At 65.8% G+C, this 15,500-nt stretch carries 19 protein-coding genes; 11 read left to right on the top strand and 8 right to left on the bottom strand.

The annotated features are described in order from the left end of the window. Positions 1 to 5: 5 nt before the first annotated feature. From nrdR to LV476_RS10420, 8 genes are all read left to right on the top strand, one after another. Positions 6 to 506, top strand: coding sequence for a transcriptional regulator NrdR (gene nrdR, locus LV476_RS10385; protein WP_250075893.1), 501 nt, complete (start codon positions 6 to 8; stop codon positions 504 to 506). Next, positions 496 to 1,644: a bifunctional diaminohydroxyphosphoribosylaminopyrimidine deaminase/5-amino-6-(5-phosphoribosylamino)uracil reductase RibD gene (gene ribD / locus LV476_RS10390; protein WP_284047453.1), complete on the top strand. Its 1,149-nt coding sequence runs from the start codon at positions 496 to 498 to the stop codon at positions 1,642 to 1,644. Before nrdR ends, ribD begins: the two co-directional genes overlap by 11 nt. Before the next feature lie 41 nt (positions 1,645 to 1,685). Further along, on the top strand, positions 1,686 to 2,327 hold the full coding sequence (locus LV476_RS10395; RefSeq protein WP_250075897.1) for a riboflavin synthase: 642 nt from the start codon (positions 1,686 to 1,688) through the stop codon (positions 2,325 to 2,327). Positions 2,328 to 2,422: 95 nt separating this feature from the next. Next, on the top strand, positions 2,423 to 3,535 hold the full coding sequence (gene ribB, locus LV476_RS10400; protein ID WP_250075899.1) for a 3,4-dihydroxy-2-butanone-4-phosphate synthase: 1,113 nt from the start codon (positions 2,423 to 2,425) through the stop codon (positions 3,533 to 3,535). 24 nt (positions 3,536 to 3,559) lie between these two features. Then, entirely contained in the window at positions 3,560 to 4,042 is a 483-nt protein-coding gene (gene ribH / locus LV476_RS10405; RefSeq protein WP_250075901.1) for a 6,7-dimethyl-8-ribityllumazine synthase, read from the top strand. 6 nt (positions 4,043 to 4,048) lie between these two features. Continuing rightward, positions 4,049 to 4,573, top strand: a complete 525-nt coding sequence (gene nusB, locus LV476_RS10410; protein WP_250075903.1) for a transcription antitermination factor NusB — start codon at positions 4,049 to 4,051, stop codon at positions 4,571 to 4,573. 21 nt (positions 4,574 to 4,594) lie between these two features. Then, positions 4,595 to 5,575, top strand: coding sequence for a thiamine-phosphate kinase (thiL, locus tag LV476_RS10415; RefSeq protein WP_250075905.1), 981 nt, complete (start codon positions 4,595 to 4,597; stop codon positions 5,573 to 5,575). Further along, a complete protein-coding gene (locus LV476_RS10420) occupies positions 5,572 to 6,093 on the top strand; it encodes a phosphatidylglycerophosphatase A family protein (protein ID WP_250075907.1) in 522 nt (173 codons plus the stop codon). Before thiL ends, LV476_RS10420 begins: the two co-directional genes overlap by 4 nt. A gap of 4 nt (positions 6,094 to 6,097) precedes the next feature. On the opposite strand, the gene moaB is transcribed toward LV476_RS10420, so the two are convergent. The 4 genes from moaB to LV476_RS10440 form a co-directional block, all read right to left on the bottom strand. Further along, positions 6,098 to 6,622, bottom strand: a complete 525-nt coding sequence (gene moaB, locus LV476_RS10425; protein ID WP_250075909.1) for a molybdenum cofactor biosynthesis protein B — start codon at positions 6,620 to 6,622, stop codon at positions 6,098 to 6,100. Continuing rightward, entirely contained in the window at positions 6,619 to 6,873 is a 255-nt protein-coding gene (locus tag LV476_RS10430) for a DUF3565 domain-containing protein (RefSeq protein ID WP_250076337.1), read from the bottom strand. Before LV476_RS10430 ends, moaB begins: the two co-directional genes overlap by 4 nt. Next, complete coding sequence (gene rimO / locus LV476_RS10435; RefSeq protein ID WP_434062825.1) at positions 6,873 to 8,252, bottom strand: 30S ribosomal protein S12 methylthiotransferase RimO; 1,380 nt, start codon at positions 8,250 to 8,252, stop codon at positions 6,873 to 6,875. The genes LV476_RS10430 and rimO overlap by 1 nt, the downstream gene beginning before the upstream one ends. Before the next feature lie 88 nt (positions 8,253 to 8,340). Beyond that, positions 8,341 to 8,679, bottom strand: a complete 339-nt coding sequence (locus LV476_RS10440; protein ID WP_250075913.1) for a DUF3579 domain-containing protein — start codon at positions 8,677 to 8,679, stop codon at positions 8,341 to 8,343. Positions 8,680 to 8,803: 124 nt separating this feature from the next. Between LV476_RS10440 and LV476_RS10445 the strand changes: the two genes are divergently transcribed. Next, positions 8,804 to 9,340, top strand: coding sequence for an asparaginase domain-containing protein (locus tag LV476_RS10445; RefSeq protein ID WP_250075915.1), 537 nt, complete (start codon positions 8,804 to 8,806; stop codon positions 9,338 to 9,340). Between the two features lie 87 nt (positions 9,341 to 9,427). Here LV476_RS10445 and soxB read toward each other — a convergent pair whose 3' ends face one another. The 4 genes from soxB to LV476_RS10465 all read right to left on the bottom strand — a co-directional run bounded on the left by soxB (position 9,428) and on the right by LV476_RS10465 (position 14,587). Further along, positions 9,428 to 11,233: a thiosulfohydrolase SoxB gene (gene soxB, locus LV476_RS10450; protein WP_250075917.1), complete on the bottom strand. Its 1,806-nt coding sequence runs from the start codon at positions 11,231 to 11,233 to the stop codon at positions 9,428 to 9,430. Between the two features lie 305 nt (positions 11,234 to 11,538). Then, positions 11,539 to 12,402 carry a sulfur oxidation c-type cytochrome SoxA gene (gene soxA / locus LV476_RS10455; protein WP_250075920.1) on the bottom strand — a complete coding sequence of 288 codons (864 nt, stop codon included), beginning with the start codon at positions 12,400 to 12,402 and terminating at the stop codon, positions 11,539 to 11,541. A gap of 53 nt (positions 12,403 to 12,455) precedes the next feature. Continuing rightward, positions 12,456 to 12,836 carry a sulfur oxidation c-type cytochrome SoxX gene (gene soxX, locus LV476_RS10460; RefSeq protein ID WP_250075922.1) on the bottom strand — a complete coding sequence of 127 codons (381 nt, stop codon included), beginning with the start codon at positions 12,834 to 12,836 and terminating at the stop codon, positions 12,456 to 12,458. 335 nt (positions 12,837 to 13,171) lie between these two features. Next, complete coding sequence (locus LV476_RS10465) at positions 13,172 to 14,587, bottom strand: M48 family metalloprotease (protein ID WP_250075924.1); 1,416 nt, start codon at positions 14,585 to 14,587, stop codon at positions 13,172 to 13,174. A 160-nt stretch (positions 14,588 to 14,747) separates the two neighbouring features. Between LV476_RS10465 and LV476_RS10470 the strand changes: the two genes are divergently transcribed. Beyond that, positions 14,748 to 15,068, top strand: a complete 321-nt coding sequence (locus tag LV476_RS10470; protein WP_250075926.1) for a rhodanese-like domain-containing protein — start codon at positions 14,748 to 14,750, stop codon at positions 15,066 to 15,068. Between the two features lie 26 nt (positions 15,069 to 15,094). Continuing rightward, positions 15,095 to 15,328 (top strand): sulfurtransferase TusA family protein, encoded by a 234-nt coding sequence (locus tag LV476_RS10475; RefSeq protein ID WP_250075929.1) that lies wholly within the window; start codon positions 15,095 to 15,097, stop codon positions 15,326 to 15,328. Positions 15,329 to 15,500: the final 172 nt, after the last annotated feature.

Raw genomic sequence — 15,500 nt, forward strand, 5'->3', positions numbered from 1 at the left:
GCGGCATGCGCTGCGCGATCTGCGGTAACGACGACACCCGGGTGATCGACTCGCGTTCGATCGACGCGGGCGAGGGCATCCGCCGCCGGCGCGAGTGTGCCGACTGTGGTCAGCGCTTCACCACCTACGAGCGGGCCGATCGGCAGATGCCGCGGGTGGTCAAATCCAACGGCGCGCGGCAGAACTTCGACGAGCGCAAGCTCAGGGACGGCCTGATGCGGGCGCTGGAAAAACGCCCGGTACCGACCCGGCGTATCGAGGAGGCCATCGAGCAGATCGAGCGCCAGCTCCGCAGTCGAGGGGAGCGCGAGATCGCCGCCCGCGAGATCGGCGAGATGGTGATGGCCCAGCTGCGCCGCCTCGACCACGTCGCCTATATCCGCTTCGCCTCGGTGTATCTCAGTTTCGACAGCGTCGAGGCCTTCCGCGAGGCGATCGAGTCGCTGGCCAACGACGTCATCAGCGACCCGGACCACCAGCTGCCCCTGATCGGCGATGCCAACTGAGGCGACTGCGGCCGATAGGCCCGCGTCCCACGAGGACCGGAGCTGGATGGCGCATGCGCTGTCCCTGGCCGAGCGTGGTCGTTACACCACTTCGCCCAACCCGCGGGTCGGCTGCGTGCTGGTCCGCGACGGCGAGATCGTCGGCGAGGGTTTCCATGCTCGTGCCGGTCAGCCGCACGCCGAGGTGCGGGCCCTCGAGCAGGCGGGCGAACGGGCACGTGGCGCGACCGCCTATGTGACCCTGGAGCCCTGCAGCCACGTCGGTCGCACCCCGGCCTGCGCGCCGCAACTGGTCGAGGCAGGCCTGGCGCGCGTGGTCACGGCAATGAACGATCCCAACCCGCTGGTGGCCGGCCGCGGGCACAACATCCTGCGCGAGGCCGGGGTCGAGGTGACCGAGGCGATCGCCCCGGCGGCCGCCCGGGCCCTCAACCCGGGGTTCGTCTCGCGCATGGAGCGGGGCCGGCCGTGGGTGACGGTCAAGGTGGCCCAGTCGCTCGACGGGCGCAGTGCACTGGCCAGCGGCGAGAGCCAGTGGATTACCGGCGAGGCGGCGCGGCGCGACGTGCAGTTCCTGCGCGCCCGTCAGTGTGCGGTCCTGAGCGGCATCGACACGGTGTTGACCGACAGCGCCCGGCTGAATGTGCGCCTGTCGGCGGATGAACTCGGCATCGACGGCGAGGTGCGCCAGCCGACGCGGGTGGTGCTCGATTCAGGCCTGCGCTTGCCGCCGTTCACCGCGATCTTCGACGCGCCCGGGCCGGTGTGGATCTACACCCGCGATGCCAGCGACGGCGTGCACCACGAGGCGCTGGTCAAGCGCGAGGCGAACCTGATCGAGGCGCCGGCCGCGGCAGGGCTGGGCATGGACCTCGACTTCATCCTCGCCGACCTGGCCGAGCGCGAGATCAATGAGGTGCTGGTCGAGGCGGGCGCCAAGCTCGCCGGGGCGTTCGTCGCTGCCGGGCTGTGTGACGAGCTGGTGATCTACCAGGCGCCGGTACTGCTCGGGCATCAGGCACGCCCTGCGCTGGCGCTGCCCGAACCGGCGGCACTGGCCGATGCGAGCCGCTGGGAAATCAGCGACGAGACACGGATCGGCGACGACCTGCGCCTGACCCTGCGCCCGGCACGCTAAGCGGCGCGCCGGCAGCTATCCAAACCCGCGGAGAGACACGCATGTTCACCGGCATCATCCAGACCGTCGGCACCCTGGTCGAGCAGACCCCGACCGGTGGCGACGCCCGCCTGACCATCGAGGCGCCGGGACTGGATCTCGTGCATACCGCCGTCGGCGACAGCATCGCCGTCAATGGCGTCTGCCTGACGGTCACCGACCTGGATGGCGATCGCTTCTCGGTCGACTGTTCCGCCGAGACCCTGCGCCTGACCACGGTCGGCCAGCTGGCCCCCGGCTCGCGCGTCAACCTGGAGCCGGCGCTGACGCTGGCCACGCCGCTGGGTGGGCATCTGGTCAGCGGTCACGTCGACGGGCTGGCGATCGTCGATGCGCGGCGCAGCGAGGCGCGCGCGACCGAGTTCTGGCTGCGGGTGCCGCCGGAGCTGGCGCGCTATGTCGCCAAGAAGGGTTCGCTTGCCATCGACGGGGTCAGCCTGACGGTCAACGAGGTCAGCGGCGTGCGCTGCCGGCTGACCATCATTCCGCACACCCTCGAGGCCACCATCATGGGCGAGTACCGCCCCGGTCGGCAGGTGAATCTGGAGGTCGACCTGATGGCGCGCTACCTCGAGCGCCTGCTGCAGGCCGGCGATGGCCAGCCCGGTGGCGGCGGGCAGAGCCCCTACCAGGATCTGTCCTGAGGATCACCTGCCGGGCCGGTGGTCTACAGTCGGGCCCGCGATGATACAATTACCGGCTGCCCTTCGGGCGTTCCATGACGGCGCTGAGAGACCCTATGAGTTTTAGTCCCATTGACGAGATCCTCGACGACCTGCGGGCCGGGCGCATGGTCATCATCGTCGATGACGAGGACCGCGAAAACGAGGGCGATCTGGTCATGCTCGCCGAGCAGACGCGCGCCGAGGACATCAATTTCATGGCGCGCTACGGCCGCGGCCTGATCTGTCTGACGTTGAGCCAAGAGCGCTGCGAGCAGCTCGAGCTGCCGCTGATGGTTAGCCGTACCCGCGAGGCATTCCAGACCGCGTTCACGGTCTCGATCGAGGCCGCGCGCGGCGTGACCACCGGCATCTCGGCTGCCGACCGGGCCTGCACCATCCGCACCGCGGTGGCGCCCGAGGCCAAGCCGGCCGACCTGGTCCAGCCGGGGCACGTCTTCCCGCTGATGGCGCGTCCAGGCGGTGTGCTGGCGCGCGCCGGGCACACCGAGGCGGGCGTGGACCTCGCCCGACTGGCCGAGGCGCGCGAGCCGGCGGCGGTGATCGTCGAGATCCTCAACGAGGACGGCTCCATGGCCCGCCGTCCGGACCTGGAGCAGTTCGCCGCCGAGCACGACATCAAGATCGGCTCGATCGAAGACCTGATCCGCTACCGCATGCGTCACGAGCGTTCGGTCGAGCACCAGTTCGCCACCGAGATCGACACGCGCCACGGCCGGTTCACGCTGCATGCGTACAAGGATTTCACCAGCGGCCAGTTGCAGTTTGCGGCCGTGCGCGGCACGCCGGACGCCGAGACGCCGACGCCGGTGCGGGTGCACGTGCATCACTCGGTCTGCGACCTATTCGAGCCGCAGGGGCGCGATTGCGGCTGGCCGTTCTCCGACGTGCTCTCGCGCCTGGCGGGCATGGAGACCGGCGTCGCGGTAGTGCTGCGTTCGACGCCCAACGAGGACGAGCTGCTGCGCCAGTTGCAGGGCTGGGACAAGCCGTCTGCCGAGCCAGTCGGCGGCGAGGTCGAAGAGCTGCGAAACTACGGGGTGGGCGCGCAGATCCTCAAGGATCTGGGCGTTCGCCAGATGCGCGTGATGAGCGCGCCCAAGCGTTTCCACGCCCTGGCCGGTTTCGGTCTGGAAGTGGTCGACTACATTCACGACGAGGCGGACTGACCGCCGCAGACGGGACAGACAGGCATGAACGAGCTTCAGGTGATCGAGGGCGGGCTGACGGCCCGGGCAGGACGTTACGCGATCGTGGCGACACGCTGGAACGCCCAGGTGGTCGACCGGCTGCGTGACGGCGCGATCGACACGCTGCGTCGTCACGGCGTGGATCCCGCGCAGATCACGGTAGTGATGGCGCCGGGCTCCTTCGAACTGCCGCTGGTCGCCCAACGGGTCGCGGCGAGCGAGAAGTTCGACGCCATCATCTGTCTCGGCGCAGTCATCCGTGGCGCGACGCCGCACTTCGATTACGTTGCCGGGGAAGCCGCCAAGGGCATTGCCGGCGTGGCCACCGACTTCGACATGCCGGTCATCTTCGGCGTGCTGACCACCGACACGGTCGACCAGGCGATGGAGCGCGCCGGCAGCAAGGCCGGCAACAAGGGCGCGGAAGCCGCCGCCACCGCCATCGAGATGGTCAACCTCCTCGACCAGATCGACCAGATTGCCTAAACGCTCATGATCAAGCAGTTTCCCCAGGACGAGCCCTCACGCCACGATGGTGCCGACGACGCCGGATCCGACAAGGTCGCGCCCGCCGGCAAGAAATCGCCGGCGCGCAAGCAGCGTCGCTGGGCTCGCGAGCGTGCCGCCCAGGGGCTCTACCAGCAACTGATGAACCCGGTCCCGGTCGACCAGCTCGAGGCGCAGTTCATGGAGGACGCCTTCATGCTGCGCATCGATCTCGAGCTGTTCCGCCGCATCCTGCGTGGTGTCGAGCAGCACGCCGCGGAACTGGACGCGGCGATCGAGCCGCATCTGGATCGCCCGGTGCGCGAGCTCGACCCGATCGAGCACGCCATCCTGCGACTGGGTGCCTTCGAGCTGACGCACATGATTGAAACCCCGCGTGCGATCGTCATCAACGAGGCAGTCGAGTTGGCCAAGCGTTTCGGTGCCACCGACGGCCATCGCTACGTCAACGGCGTGCTCGACCGGCTCGCCGACCGGGTCCGGCCGGCCGAGCCGCGCCGCGGGTCCTGATCCCGCAGCGGACGACGAGGCATGGCAGCGGGGCCCGACGAGTTCGACCTGATCCGTCGCCACTTCGACTGGCCCCCCGTTCGTTCGGAGGTGGCACTCGGCGTCGGCGACGACGCCGCACTGATTCACCCGCCTGCCGGCCAGCAACTGGCCATCGGCACCGACATGCTGATCGCCGGGCGCCACTTTCCCGAAGCCACCCCTCCCGAGGCCGTCGCCCACAAGGCGCTGGCGGTGAACCTCTCCGATCTGGCCGCGATGGGCGCCGCGCCACTGGCCTTCACCTTGTCGTTGGGCCTGCCGGCCACCGACGAGACGTGGTTGATGCGGTTTTCTTCTGGATTGCGCGAGGCAGCCGACCGCTGGGGTTGCGATCTCGTCGGCGGGGATACCATCGGCGCCCCGCGGACCACCCTCTCGATCACCGCCTTCGGCATGGTGCCGCCGGAAACGGCTATCCGCCGGGGTGGGGCGCGTGTCGGGGATCTCATCGCGGTCACCGGCACGATCGGTGACGCAGCGTTGGGGCTCGCGTTGGCACTGGGGCAGACGGAGTCGCCCTCGACCCTTGCCGAGACCGACGCCGACTACCTCCGCGACCGGCTGGACCGACCGGAGCCACGGCTGTCCGCGGGGCAGGCCCTGCGCGGTCACGCGACTGCCGGGCTGGATATCTCCGACGGGCTGCTGCAGGACCTCGGGCACATGCTGACTGCCAGCGGGCTGTCCGCTGAGATCGATCTGGATGCGATCCCGCTGTCGGGGGCGGCGCGGCGCTGGCTCGAGGAGCGCCCGGCCGACATCGAGCGGTTGATCGCCGGGGGTGATGACTACGAACTGGTGGTGGCCCTGCCTCCGGCTATCGAGCTTGATCCGGCGTGGGGGCTGACCGTCATCGGCCGGCTTACGGACGAATGGTCGGACGGCGAGATCCGGGAGCGTGCCGGCCGGCCCCTGCCCGGTCAACGGGGCTACAACCATTTCCGGGGATCGCAAGCATGAACGCAGGGAAGTCCGCACCACGCGTCCGGGTCGCCGACCTCGGTCGCAGCCCGGTGATGTGGTTGGCCTTCGGTCTGGGTACGGGGCTGTCGCCGAAAGCGCCGGGCACGGTTGGCACCTTGCCCGGCATCCTGCTGGGGTGGCTGCTGGTGCACGTGGCTGCGCCGTGGGGCCAGGCCGCCACCGTCGGCTTGCTACTGGCGGCGACCGCAGTGCTGTCGCTGGTCGGGGTCTATCTCTGCGACGAGGCGAGCCGACGCCTGGGCGTGCATGACCACGGCGGCATTGTCTTCGATGAAATTGTCGGGGTGTTGCCGGTATTCGTCGTGCTCCCCGAGACGTGGTGGCAGCTGGTGCTGATCTTCGTCTGGTTCCGGGTGTTCGACGTGATCAAGCCCTGGCCGATCAACTGGCTCGACCGGCGGGTCGGCGGCGGTCTAGGGATCATGGTCGACGACCTGCTGGCAGGGGGCTACGCCCTGCTGGCCACCTGGGCGACTTTGTTGGTAGCGGGCTGAGTGCCTAGCGCTCGTTGAGGCGCGGCATCAGCTCGACCAGGTTGCAGGGGCGCTTGCGGTAGTCGAGCTGGCTTTCGATCAGCATGTCCCAGGCATCGGTGCAGGCGCCGGTCGAGCCGGGCAGGACGAACAGGTAGGTGCGGTTGGCCACCCCGGCGGTGGCGCGCGACTGCAGGGTCGAGCTGCCGATGGTCTGGAAGGACAGGGAGCGAAACATCTCGCCGAAGCCGTCGATGGTCTTGTCGAACAGCACGGAGACCGCCTCGGGCGTGCCGTCACGGCCGGTCAGTCCCGTGCCGCCGGTGGTGATCACCACGTCGCAGTCGCTCGTCGCGATCCAGCGCGAGACGGTGGCGCGGATCGCATAGATGTCGTCGGGGAGGAGTTCGCGCTCGAACAGGTAGTGGCCAGCGCCTTCGAGGCGCTCCACCAGCCGGTCGCCGGAGCGGTCTTCGGCGAGGCTGCGGCTGTCCGAGACGGTCAGTACGGCGATGTTCAGGGGCTTGAAGGGGCGTTCTTCGGTCATCATCGGTGTCCCTCCGGGAACGACAGATACGGCATCGGATCGGCTTCGGCCCCCTCCGCGCACTTGCGGCAGGCAAGCGGGCTTCCCAGCATCGAAATGCGGCCGAGGCTGTGTTCCACCCAGGGGCGATTGATCCAGGGCGGATTGTGACGCGTGTGCTGATTGTGGCCGCATTCGAGGCGCGCAAACCAGTGCCCCTCGGCGTCGCGGTGAAAGGAGCGGATGGCCCGTAACGGTGCCTCGGCCCGGACCATCAGGGGACGGGGACGCCCCACAGGTCGTGCTCGTCCGCTTCGACGATTTCCACCTCGACGAAGTCGCCCGGGGCCACGTCGGTCACCTCGGGCAGGTAGACCACACCATCGATCTCGGGGGCATCGGCCATGCTGCGCGCCACGGCGCCGGACTCGTCCACCGCGTCCACCAGCACCGGCATGCGCTGGCCGACCTTCCTTGCCAGCTTGGCCGCGCTGATGGCTGCCTGCTTTTCCATGAAACGCGCCAGGCGCTCTTGCTTGACCTCTTCCGGCACCGGCTCGGGCAGGTCGTTGGCCGTCGCGCCCTCCACGGGCGAGTAGGCAAACGCCCCGACGCGATCGAGCTGCGCTTCGTCGAGGAAGTCGAGCAGCTCCTGGAAGTCGTCCTCGGTCTCGCCGGGGAAGCCGACGATGAATGTCGAGCGGATCGTGATTTCCGGACAGATTTCCCGCCACTTGGCGATTCGCTTGAGAACGTTCTCGCTCGAGGCCGGGCGCTTCATCAGCTTGAGGATGCGGTGGCTGGCGTGCTGGAACGGGATGTCGAGGTAGGGCAGCACCAGTCCCTCGGCCATCAACTCAACGGCGTCGTCGACGTGCGGGTAGGGGTAGACGTAGTGCAGTCGGATCCAGGCGTCCAGCGAACCCAGCGCGGCGGCCAGTTCACGGAAGCGGGTCTTCAGCGGCCGCCCACCCCAGAAATCGAGCTTGTAGCGGGTATCGACGCCGTAGGCGCTGGTGTCCTGCGAGACCACCAGCAGCTCGCGCACGCCGGCATTGACGAGGTTTTCCGCCTCGGTCATGACCTCGCCGATCGGCCGGCTGGCAAGATCGCCGCGCAGGCTGGGAATGATGCAGAAGCTGCAGCGATGATTGCAGCCTTCGGAAATCTTGAGGTAGGCGTAGTGGCGCGGAGTCAGCTTGACGCCAACGGCCTCGTCCAGCGTCGGCATGCCGTCCTCGCTCGCGTCCTTGGCGGTTGCCTGGCTGCCCGGCTCGGGCATGACGTCGACGAACGGGTCGAATCGCGGCGGCAGGTGCTGGTGAACGGCTTCCATCACCTCCTGATAGGCCTGCGGGCCGGTGACGGCCAGCACGCTGGGATGCGTCTCGCGCACCAGATCGCCCTCGTCGCGGCCACCCAGGCAACCGGTGACGATGACGCGCCCGTTCTCGTCCAGCGCCTCGCCGATGGTGTCGAGCGATTCCTGCACCGCCGAGTCGATAAAGCCGCAGGTGTTCACGATCACGAGCTCCGCGCCTTCGTAGCTGTCGGAGAGGGCATAGCCCTCGGCGCGCAGCTGGGTGAGGATCCGTTCGGAGTCGACCAACGCCTTGGGGCATCCGAGAGAAATAAACCCTACTTGTGGCTGCATAGACATTAGTTATCCCTAGAGCCGAGTTTATTTTCTGTGGCCTTGGGGCAGCCCAGGCTGATGAAGCCGATGCGCGGCGGGTTGTGCGTCATGACTTGGCGGCGTCGGGGGAGACGGGGGCGTTCTCGCCGTTGAACTCCTCGAGGTGGCCGTCGGGATACTGGACGTGCACCGTGAGGTTGTTGCGGTCGATGAATTGCATCACCGAGTCGAACATCTGGCGATTCGCGGTCTTCAGTTCGGGCTCGATCACCAGCATCTTCTGGCCGTCGAGCAGGACGGGGTGCAGCCGCTGCGAATAGACCAGACGATGCTGGGCAAACGTCGCATCCCAGCTCGAGATGCGATCGATCCAGTCACTGGGGCGGAATCGGGCGCCGGCCTTGGTCACTGACTCGACGATGTAGCGTTTCGGCTGGTTGTCCATGAAGTCGTGGCTTGCTCGGCCTGCACCGAATGTGGATGGGTCGATTAGAATCAATCGGCCATTTTACTTCACTTGGCCGCCAAACGCATCCGGCCAGCGATATCAAAACAGGAGGAAAGCCGTGATGGCTGTGCGCAATGTGACCGGGAGCGGCTTTCGGCTGATCGTGGTTGATACGGGGGGGACTTTCAACAAGCGCTATCGGCCGACCGACGGGAAGCTGGTTGTCGAGAGCGGCAGCCCGGCGGCCCGTGCAATCCTTGAATCGGCGCAAGAGAATCTCGACGTCGAGTGGTTGCAGCCGGTGTGCAAGGACAGCCTCGAGATGACCGAGAGCGATCGTGAGGAGATCGTGGCCGCGGTGTCTGCGGCGCTCGGGCGTGCACCGCATGCGCCGGTGGTGATCATCCACGGCACGGATACGATGCACCTCACCGGCGAGGCGCTCTGCGCCGCCTGTCCCGACGAGCGTATCGTCATCACCGGCGCCATGAGGCCGCACGAGATCGATCCGGTCGAGCCGGCATTCAATCTCGGGCTGGCGTTCGGCTTCGTTCAGGCCGAGCCGTCTCCCGGGGTATATCTGGCCATGAGCGGCCTGGTCCGTCCCCTAGGGCAGCTGGTGAAGGATCGCGCGGCCGGCGTGTTCCGGGGGTGCTGACCCGCAAGGCGAACCACACAAAAAAAGCCCCGCCAAGTGGCGGGGCTTTCGCGTTTCAGGCGCCCTCGATTGAGAGCGACCGGGTCATCAGCACTTCTTGGTGATGCCCGGGTTGCCTTCCGCGTCCTTGAGGACCGGCTCGTTCGGCTGGACCGGCTTGATGTGCTTCTGGTCACGCAGCCAGGACTCGACCTGGTCCCAGATCATCTCGCCAGTGTCGCCCGGGATGTTGCCCGGCTTGGCAACCGATGCCCAGCCAGCGACCTTGTAGCTCTTCTTCGGATCCAGCGGCTTGCCGCCCAGTTCCATGTCCAGGATGCGCTTGCCCTTTTCGGCGCTCGGCGCACAGGCGTACTTCAGACCACCGACGCGAACCATGTCGCCGCCCTGCTGGTAGTAGGGATCGGTGTTGAAGATGTTGTCGCAGACATCCTCGAGGATGGACTTGATCTCTTCGCCGGTGAACTCGTTGACGGTGACGTTCGGGTAGGTCAGGCCCACCTCGGTCATCAGGTCGTCGTAGGTGATCGGCTCGCCCGGAATCAGCGAGGTGCCCCAGCGAACGCCCGGGGAGAACGAGATCTGGGCGTCGTTGACGTCGATCAGCGCGTCGCAGATCAGCTGGTCCCAGGTGCCGGTGAAGTTGCCACGGCGATAGAGCAGGGCATCGTTGGTCGCGAGGACTTCGCTGGTGCGCTCGCCGGCGTTGAAGGTCTTGTCCTGGAAAGTGATTTCCTGGCTGTAGGCCTTGTCGATGAACGCCTGCATCTCCTTGTCCGGCTCGATGAAGTCGGAGAAGACCGGCAGCAGGTGGTACTTGAAGTCCTGAACCTTGCCCTTGCGCACGTCGAGATCCAGCACGCCCAGGTACTTGGCGTTGGAGCCAGCGTTGGAGACGATGGTCTGGCCGCCGCTGTTCTTGACGATGGTCGGGGTCGGAACCGCGTCGTGGGTGTGACCGCCCATGATGGCGTCGATGCCGGTAACGCGGCTGGCCATCTTGAGGTCAACGTCCATGCCGTTGTGCGACAGGACAACGACAACCTCGGCGCCTTCGGCGCGGGCCGCGTCGACAGTCTCCTGCATCTTGTCGTCACGGATGCCGAAGGTCCAGCCCTCGGTCATCCAGCTCGGGTTGGCGATCGGGGTGTACGGGAACGCCTGACCGATGACGGCAACCTGAACGCCGTTCTGCTCGCGAATGACGTACGGCTTGAAGACGCGCTCGTAGAAGTCGCTGTCCAGGATGTTCTGGGCGACGAACGCCATGTTCGTCTCGGACTCGAGCTCGTTGATGCCCTCGACCATGCGGTCCTTGGTGTAGGTCGCTTCCCAGTGCGAGGTGAAGAAGTCCGGCTTGGCGATCTTCATCGCATCGATCTGGCTCTGGGCGTCGGTCCACAGTGCCAGAGCGTTGCCCTGCCAGTTGTCACCGCCGTCCAGCAGGAAGGCACCCGGACGCTGCTCGCGCATGTGCTTGATCAGGGTGAGCAGGTGGGCAAAACCACCAACCTTGCCGTACTTCTTGGCTGCTTCAGCGAAGTCGAGGCAGGTGAAGGCGTGGGCTGCCGGGGTGTTCGGCTCCAGGCCGAAGTACTCCAGGAACTTCTCGCCCACCAGGTGCGGCGGGTTGCCCTTCATGGAGCCTACGCCCAGGTTGATGTTCGGCTCGCGGAAGTAAACCGGCTTGAGCTGGGCGTGCATGTCGGTCATGTGCAGGATCGACACGTTGCCGTAGCGCGGCACCTCGTACATGTTGCTCGAGGCGTTGTTTGCCTTGACCGAGCTCGCGACGCGCTGGGTGCCGGTGCCGGCTTGCGCGCTCTCGAGGTTGATGCCGGCGGCCGAGGCCACGGCGAGCATCTGCAGAAATTCGCGACGAGAAAGACTCATTGAAAACTCCCCTTTACGTTTTCAGTTTGGGTCAGTACCCGGCCCGGCTGGTAGCGGAGGGCGGGATCCGAGGGATCTTTACCGGTTCCCTGACCCGGCCCAAGCCCGGTGGGCACGTCGGGGGCAGTGCCAGGAAACTGAACCGGGCCATTTAACCATACTGACCCCTGCGACGATAGAAAAAATACTTATGGGCAACATGTATGCGGGGCCGTATGCCGCGGCCGGCCGCCGCGCCGGGCTTGCGAGCGGGCACAAAAAAAGCAGGCCGAAGCCTGCTTTTCCGATCTCGCAAGAGCCGAGGCTTACTTGCGGATGTTTGGGCCGTTGAGCTCGAGCTCGTTGTCGTTGTAGGACATGAAGAACTCGAGGTCACGCAGGTACTCGGAGTACTGCTTCGGCGGGATGGTGCCGGTGTCGCGGACGCAGCCGTACATGCGCTTGTGCAGGGTGAACATGCTGCCCTTGCTGTAGCGGAATGCCGGGAAGTGCGTGGTGTTGCCCAGGTTCATGTGCAGGTGCTCGGCGCGAGCATACTTGCCGCCGTGGTACTGGTGGCAATCGGCACAGGAGTTGTCCAGGCGACCGGTGCGACGGAACCATGCTTCCTTGCCGCGGTTGTAGGCAGCCTTGGCGCCTTCGCTGTCGATCTTGACCTGGTTGGTCATGCCGTTCGACTCGCTGGCGAGGTAGGCAAGGACGTTAGCCAGTTTCTTGTAGTTGTTCTTCGGGTCCCAGACCTTTTCAGCCTCTTCGCCGGCGTTCTTCTGGCAGTTGATGATGTCCAGACCCAGGCTGTGCACCTCGCCGTCCTTCTCGTTGAAGTACGGGTACTTGGCGCGCAGGCCCTTGGCCTCGCCCAGGCAGGAGGAGAGCGGCTTGCCGTTCGGCAGGCGGTACTCGTTCCAGAGCTCTTCGCCCTTGGCGACGAACTCGTCGGTCTGCGGGAAGATCATCATGCCTTCCCACTGGGAGCGGGCATCATCATCGATGGCGTAAACGCCCATGTTGTAGTTCTCGAACGGAACGTCCGGGTAGCGGTCCTCGTAGAACTCAACCATCAGCTGGCGAAACTCTTCCGGATCGGACGGGTTGGCTGCGTCGGCCGCGATTGCGCCGCCGGTGGCCAGTACGCTGGCTGCGAGCATGCTAGAGATCAAGCGTTTCATTCTATGCGTCTCCTACTGAATTCGGGTCTTTATGTTTGCTTCCTGGAGCGGTCTTACAGCGTGAGGATGAAATCGGTGATGTGCTCGATTTCATCGTCGCTCAGGAGTTTGTGGGCCCCGAACGGCGGCATGATGGTCTGGTCGCCAAACTTGTCGCGCGGATCAGCGATGACGTTCTTGAGCTCTTCACGGTCCGGATAACGCGCCTTCATGGCGATCAGAGCCGGGCCGATGTTCCCCGCGAGATTGCCGCCCTGAATCTGGTGGCACGCCAGGCAGTTGCCCTTGCCGCGGTTGAAGGCCAGTTCCTTGCCTTTCTTGGCGGAGTCGGACATGCCTTCTTCCTGTGCCGCGACGGCACCGGAGAAACCCATGCCGGCCGCGAGCAGTGCGGCGGCGCCTGCCGTGGTGATCACGGATGTGAACTTCTTCATTGTTATCCTCCTCTGCGGTCGCTCGTAAGCGCCGAGATGCCTTGGTGAGTTGTCTCATTCATCGATTCGACGTCTACCACTTTAGTGGCCTGAACACTCGAGACAATAAAAAATAATTTATGCCGACACAATGATTTTATTTATTAGCATTTGTTGAAATTCGATGTCGGCACGGGGCCCGTCATGACGGCTTTCCCGGCAGGAAAATTACCACAGGGCGCCATTTGGAGGGGGTGCGCGGTGGTGAGGCGATGACTGGGCGATCATTGGTTCCGCCAGCGCGTCGCGAGGCGGTTTCATGTTCTTGTCGGTGCCAGAAACGCGCGGTCCGTGGGTCAGTCTTCGTCTTCCGTCTGGCCGGCGCGACGTTCGATCTCCTCGAGGGTGGACTCGATCCGGGCCTGGGCGCGCGGGTTGTCTGCCGTGAAGGTGTAGGCCGTCTCGAGCTCCTGGTGGGCTGCGACCAGGTTGTCCTTGAGCAGGAAGTAGCGGCCGAGTTGCTCGTGATGTTCCAGCGGACGATCCGCTGCGCTGGCTGCCTTTGACAGGGCCAAGGCGGCTTCCGGGTCATCCGGACGGGATTCGACCGCTTCGCGAGCCTTCCGGTAGGCCGTCTCCGTATCGCCCCGGTCGAGCATCCATTCGACCTCGACCCGCATCAGCGTGGCATCGCCGGGGTAGAGGGCGATCAATTCATCGAGAATGCGGTCCGCCTCGCGGGCGTTGCCCTGGTCGTTGAGGGCTCGGGCAAGGGGCAGGGCGAACCAGCGGTTGCCGGGTTGCTGTGCGTGCAATGGCTCGAGCAGATCGACGGCTTGATCGTGTCGGCCGTTGCGTTGCGCGGCCACTGCGCGGCGATAGGTCTCGGCGGTGTCATCCAGGCCGAGGCCGGACTCGCCCTGCAGTCCGGCCAGCCGGGCGCGAGCCAGCCGGAATGCCTCGCTGTCGGTCTGGCCGAACTCTCCCTCGGGCAGGCGGGCGATGCGGTCCTTGATCGAGCTGATGCGTTCGGCCGTCATCGGGTGGGTGCGCAGGAACTCGAACTGCCGGCTGGGCGCGCCGCCGGCCCGGCGCTGGAGCTTCTCGAAGAAGCTGATCATGCCGCGCGGATCGATGTCGGCCCGTTTCAGGGTGTCCAGAGCTAGCCGGTCGGCCTCGCGCTCGTGCATGCGCGTGTAGTTGATGGCATTTTGCGCGGCCCCGGCAATGCCGGCCGTCGCGACAGCCGCCCCCAGTTGCGGATTGACGGCGCCGAGCAGGGCGCCTGCAATGAACCCCGCGATCGCCGTCAGGTTGTTCCCCGTCTGGGCGGCCACCATCTCGGCGATGTGGCGCTGAGTGGCGTGGGCGATTTCGTGGGCGATCACGCCGGAAAGCTCGCTTTCGTTCTCGGCAGTGAGGATCAGCCCGGAGAACACCGCGATGTGCCCGCCCGGTACGGTGAAGGCATTGATGGTCGAGTTGTCGACAACCACCAGGTTAGGGGCGAATCGCGTACCCGAGGATGACGACATCAGCCGCACACCCAGATCATTGAGATAGCTGTCGATCAGGGCATCTTCGATGACGCCGCCCTGCTCCCGGAGCTGCTCGAAGACTTTCGCGCCGATCTCGCGTTCATCTTCGGGCGAGAGCACCGTGTCGGCCGGCGTGCCGAGTTCCGGGAGGCGATATTCGGCCATTGCCGGCTGGCCGACCAGGACGGCGAAGGCCAGTATGGAGGCGAGCGTTGCGCGGATCGATTTATTCATCGGCTTGAGTAGATATTGCTGTCGGTTGCGTTTGACCGAGGCGGGCCGGCTGGGTTCGCGATGCAAATGCTCGGTCGGTGGCGCCGGCGTTCGATAGACGCCAGGGGGCGGCGCCCGCTAGACTTTCCCGAATTCACCATGCGACCGGTTGGAGACGATTATGGCAGCTTACGGCAACATCACGGCCGATGAACTCAAGGACCGCCTCGACGAAGTGGCCCTGTTTGATGTGCGAGGCCCGGCCGAGACGGATCGCGGCATTATCGAGGGGGCCACACTGATTCCGCTCCATCTGGTGCCGATGAACGTCGACCGATTCCGCGGAGACAAGGACGTTGTCATCTATTGCCACAGCGGGGCGCGTTCGGCGCAGGCGTGCCAGTATCTGGCCGGCCAGGGCGTCGAGCGACTGTACAACCTGGAGGGCGGCATTATGTATTGGGCCGGTTCAGGCCTTCCGCTGACCGCGCCGGATCAGTGAGAGCCATTGTTAAAGAGGGTTCGCGGATGGCGGATGATGCAATCGAGGTCGATGCGCGCGGGCTCTCCTGCCCGATGCCGCTGCTCAAGGCGCGCAAGGCCATCGCCACGGCGGCGCCAGGGCAATCGATCGTGGTGCTGGCCACCGATCAGGGTGCGGAAAGTGACTTCCGTGCCTATTGCGAGCGGGCGGGGCACGAGCTGCTCTCGCTCGAATGGCAGGACGACGTGTTGCGCGTCGAGCTCGCGCGCGGTGACTAGACATCGGGACCCGACCCGGGGCGCGGATACATCGTCGGTGTCCCCTGGCTGGGTTTTCAACGGACGAGGGCTTGCCGGGATCGCTGGCGCGGGAGGGCGGCGGCCCGCTGGATGAGCCGGAACTGATATACGGAACTAGGTATTCCCTGCGATTCTGGCGTATTGTCGGAAT

Origin of the sequence: Guyparkeria hydrothermalis, from assembly GCF_023555385.1 — a bacterium.
GTDB classification, from domain to species: Bacteria; Pseudomonadota; Gammaproteobacteria; order Halothiobacillales; family Halothiobacillaceae; genus Guyparkeria; species Guyparkeria hydrothermalis_A.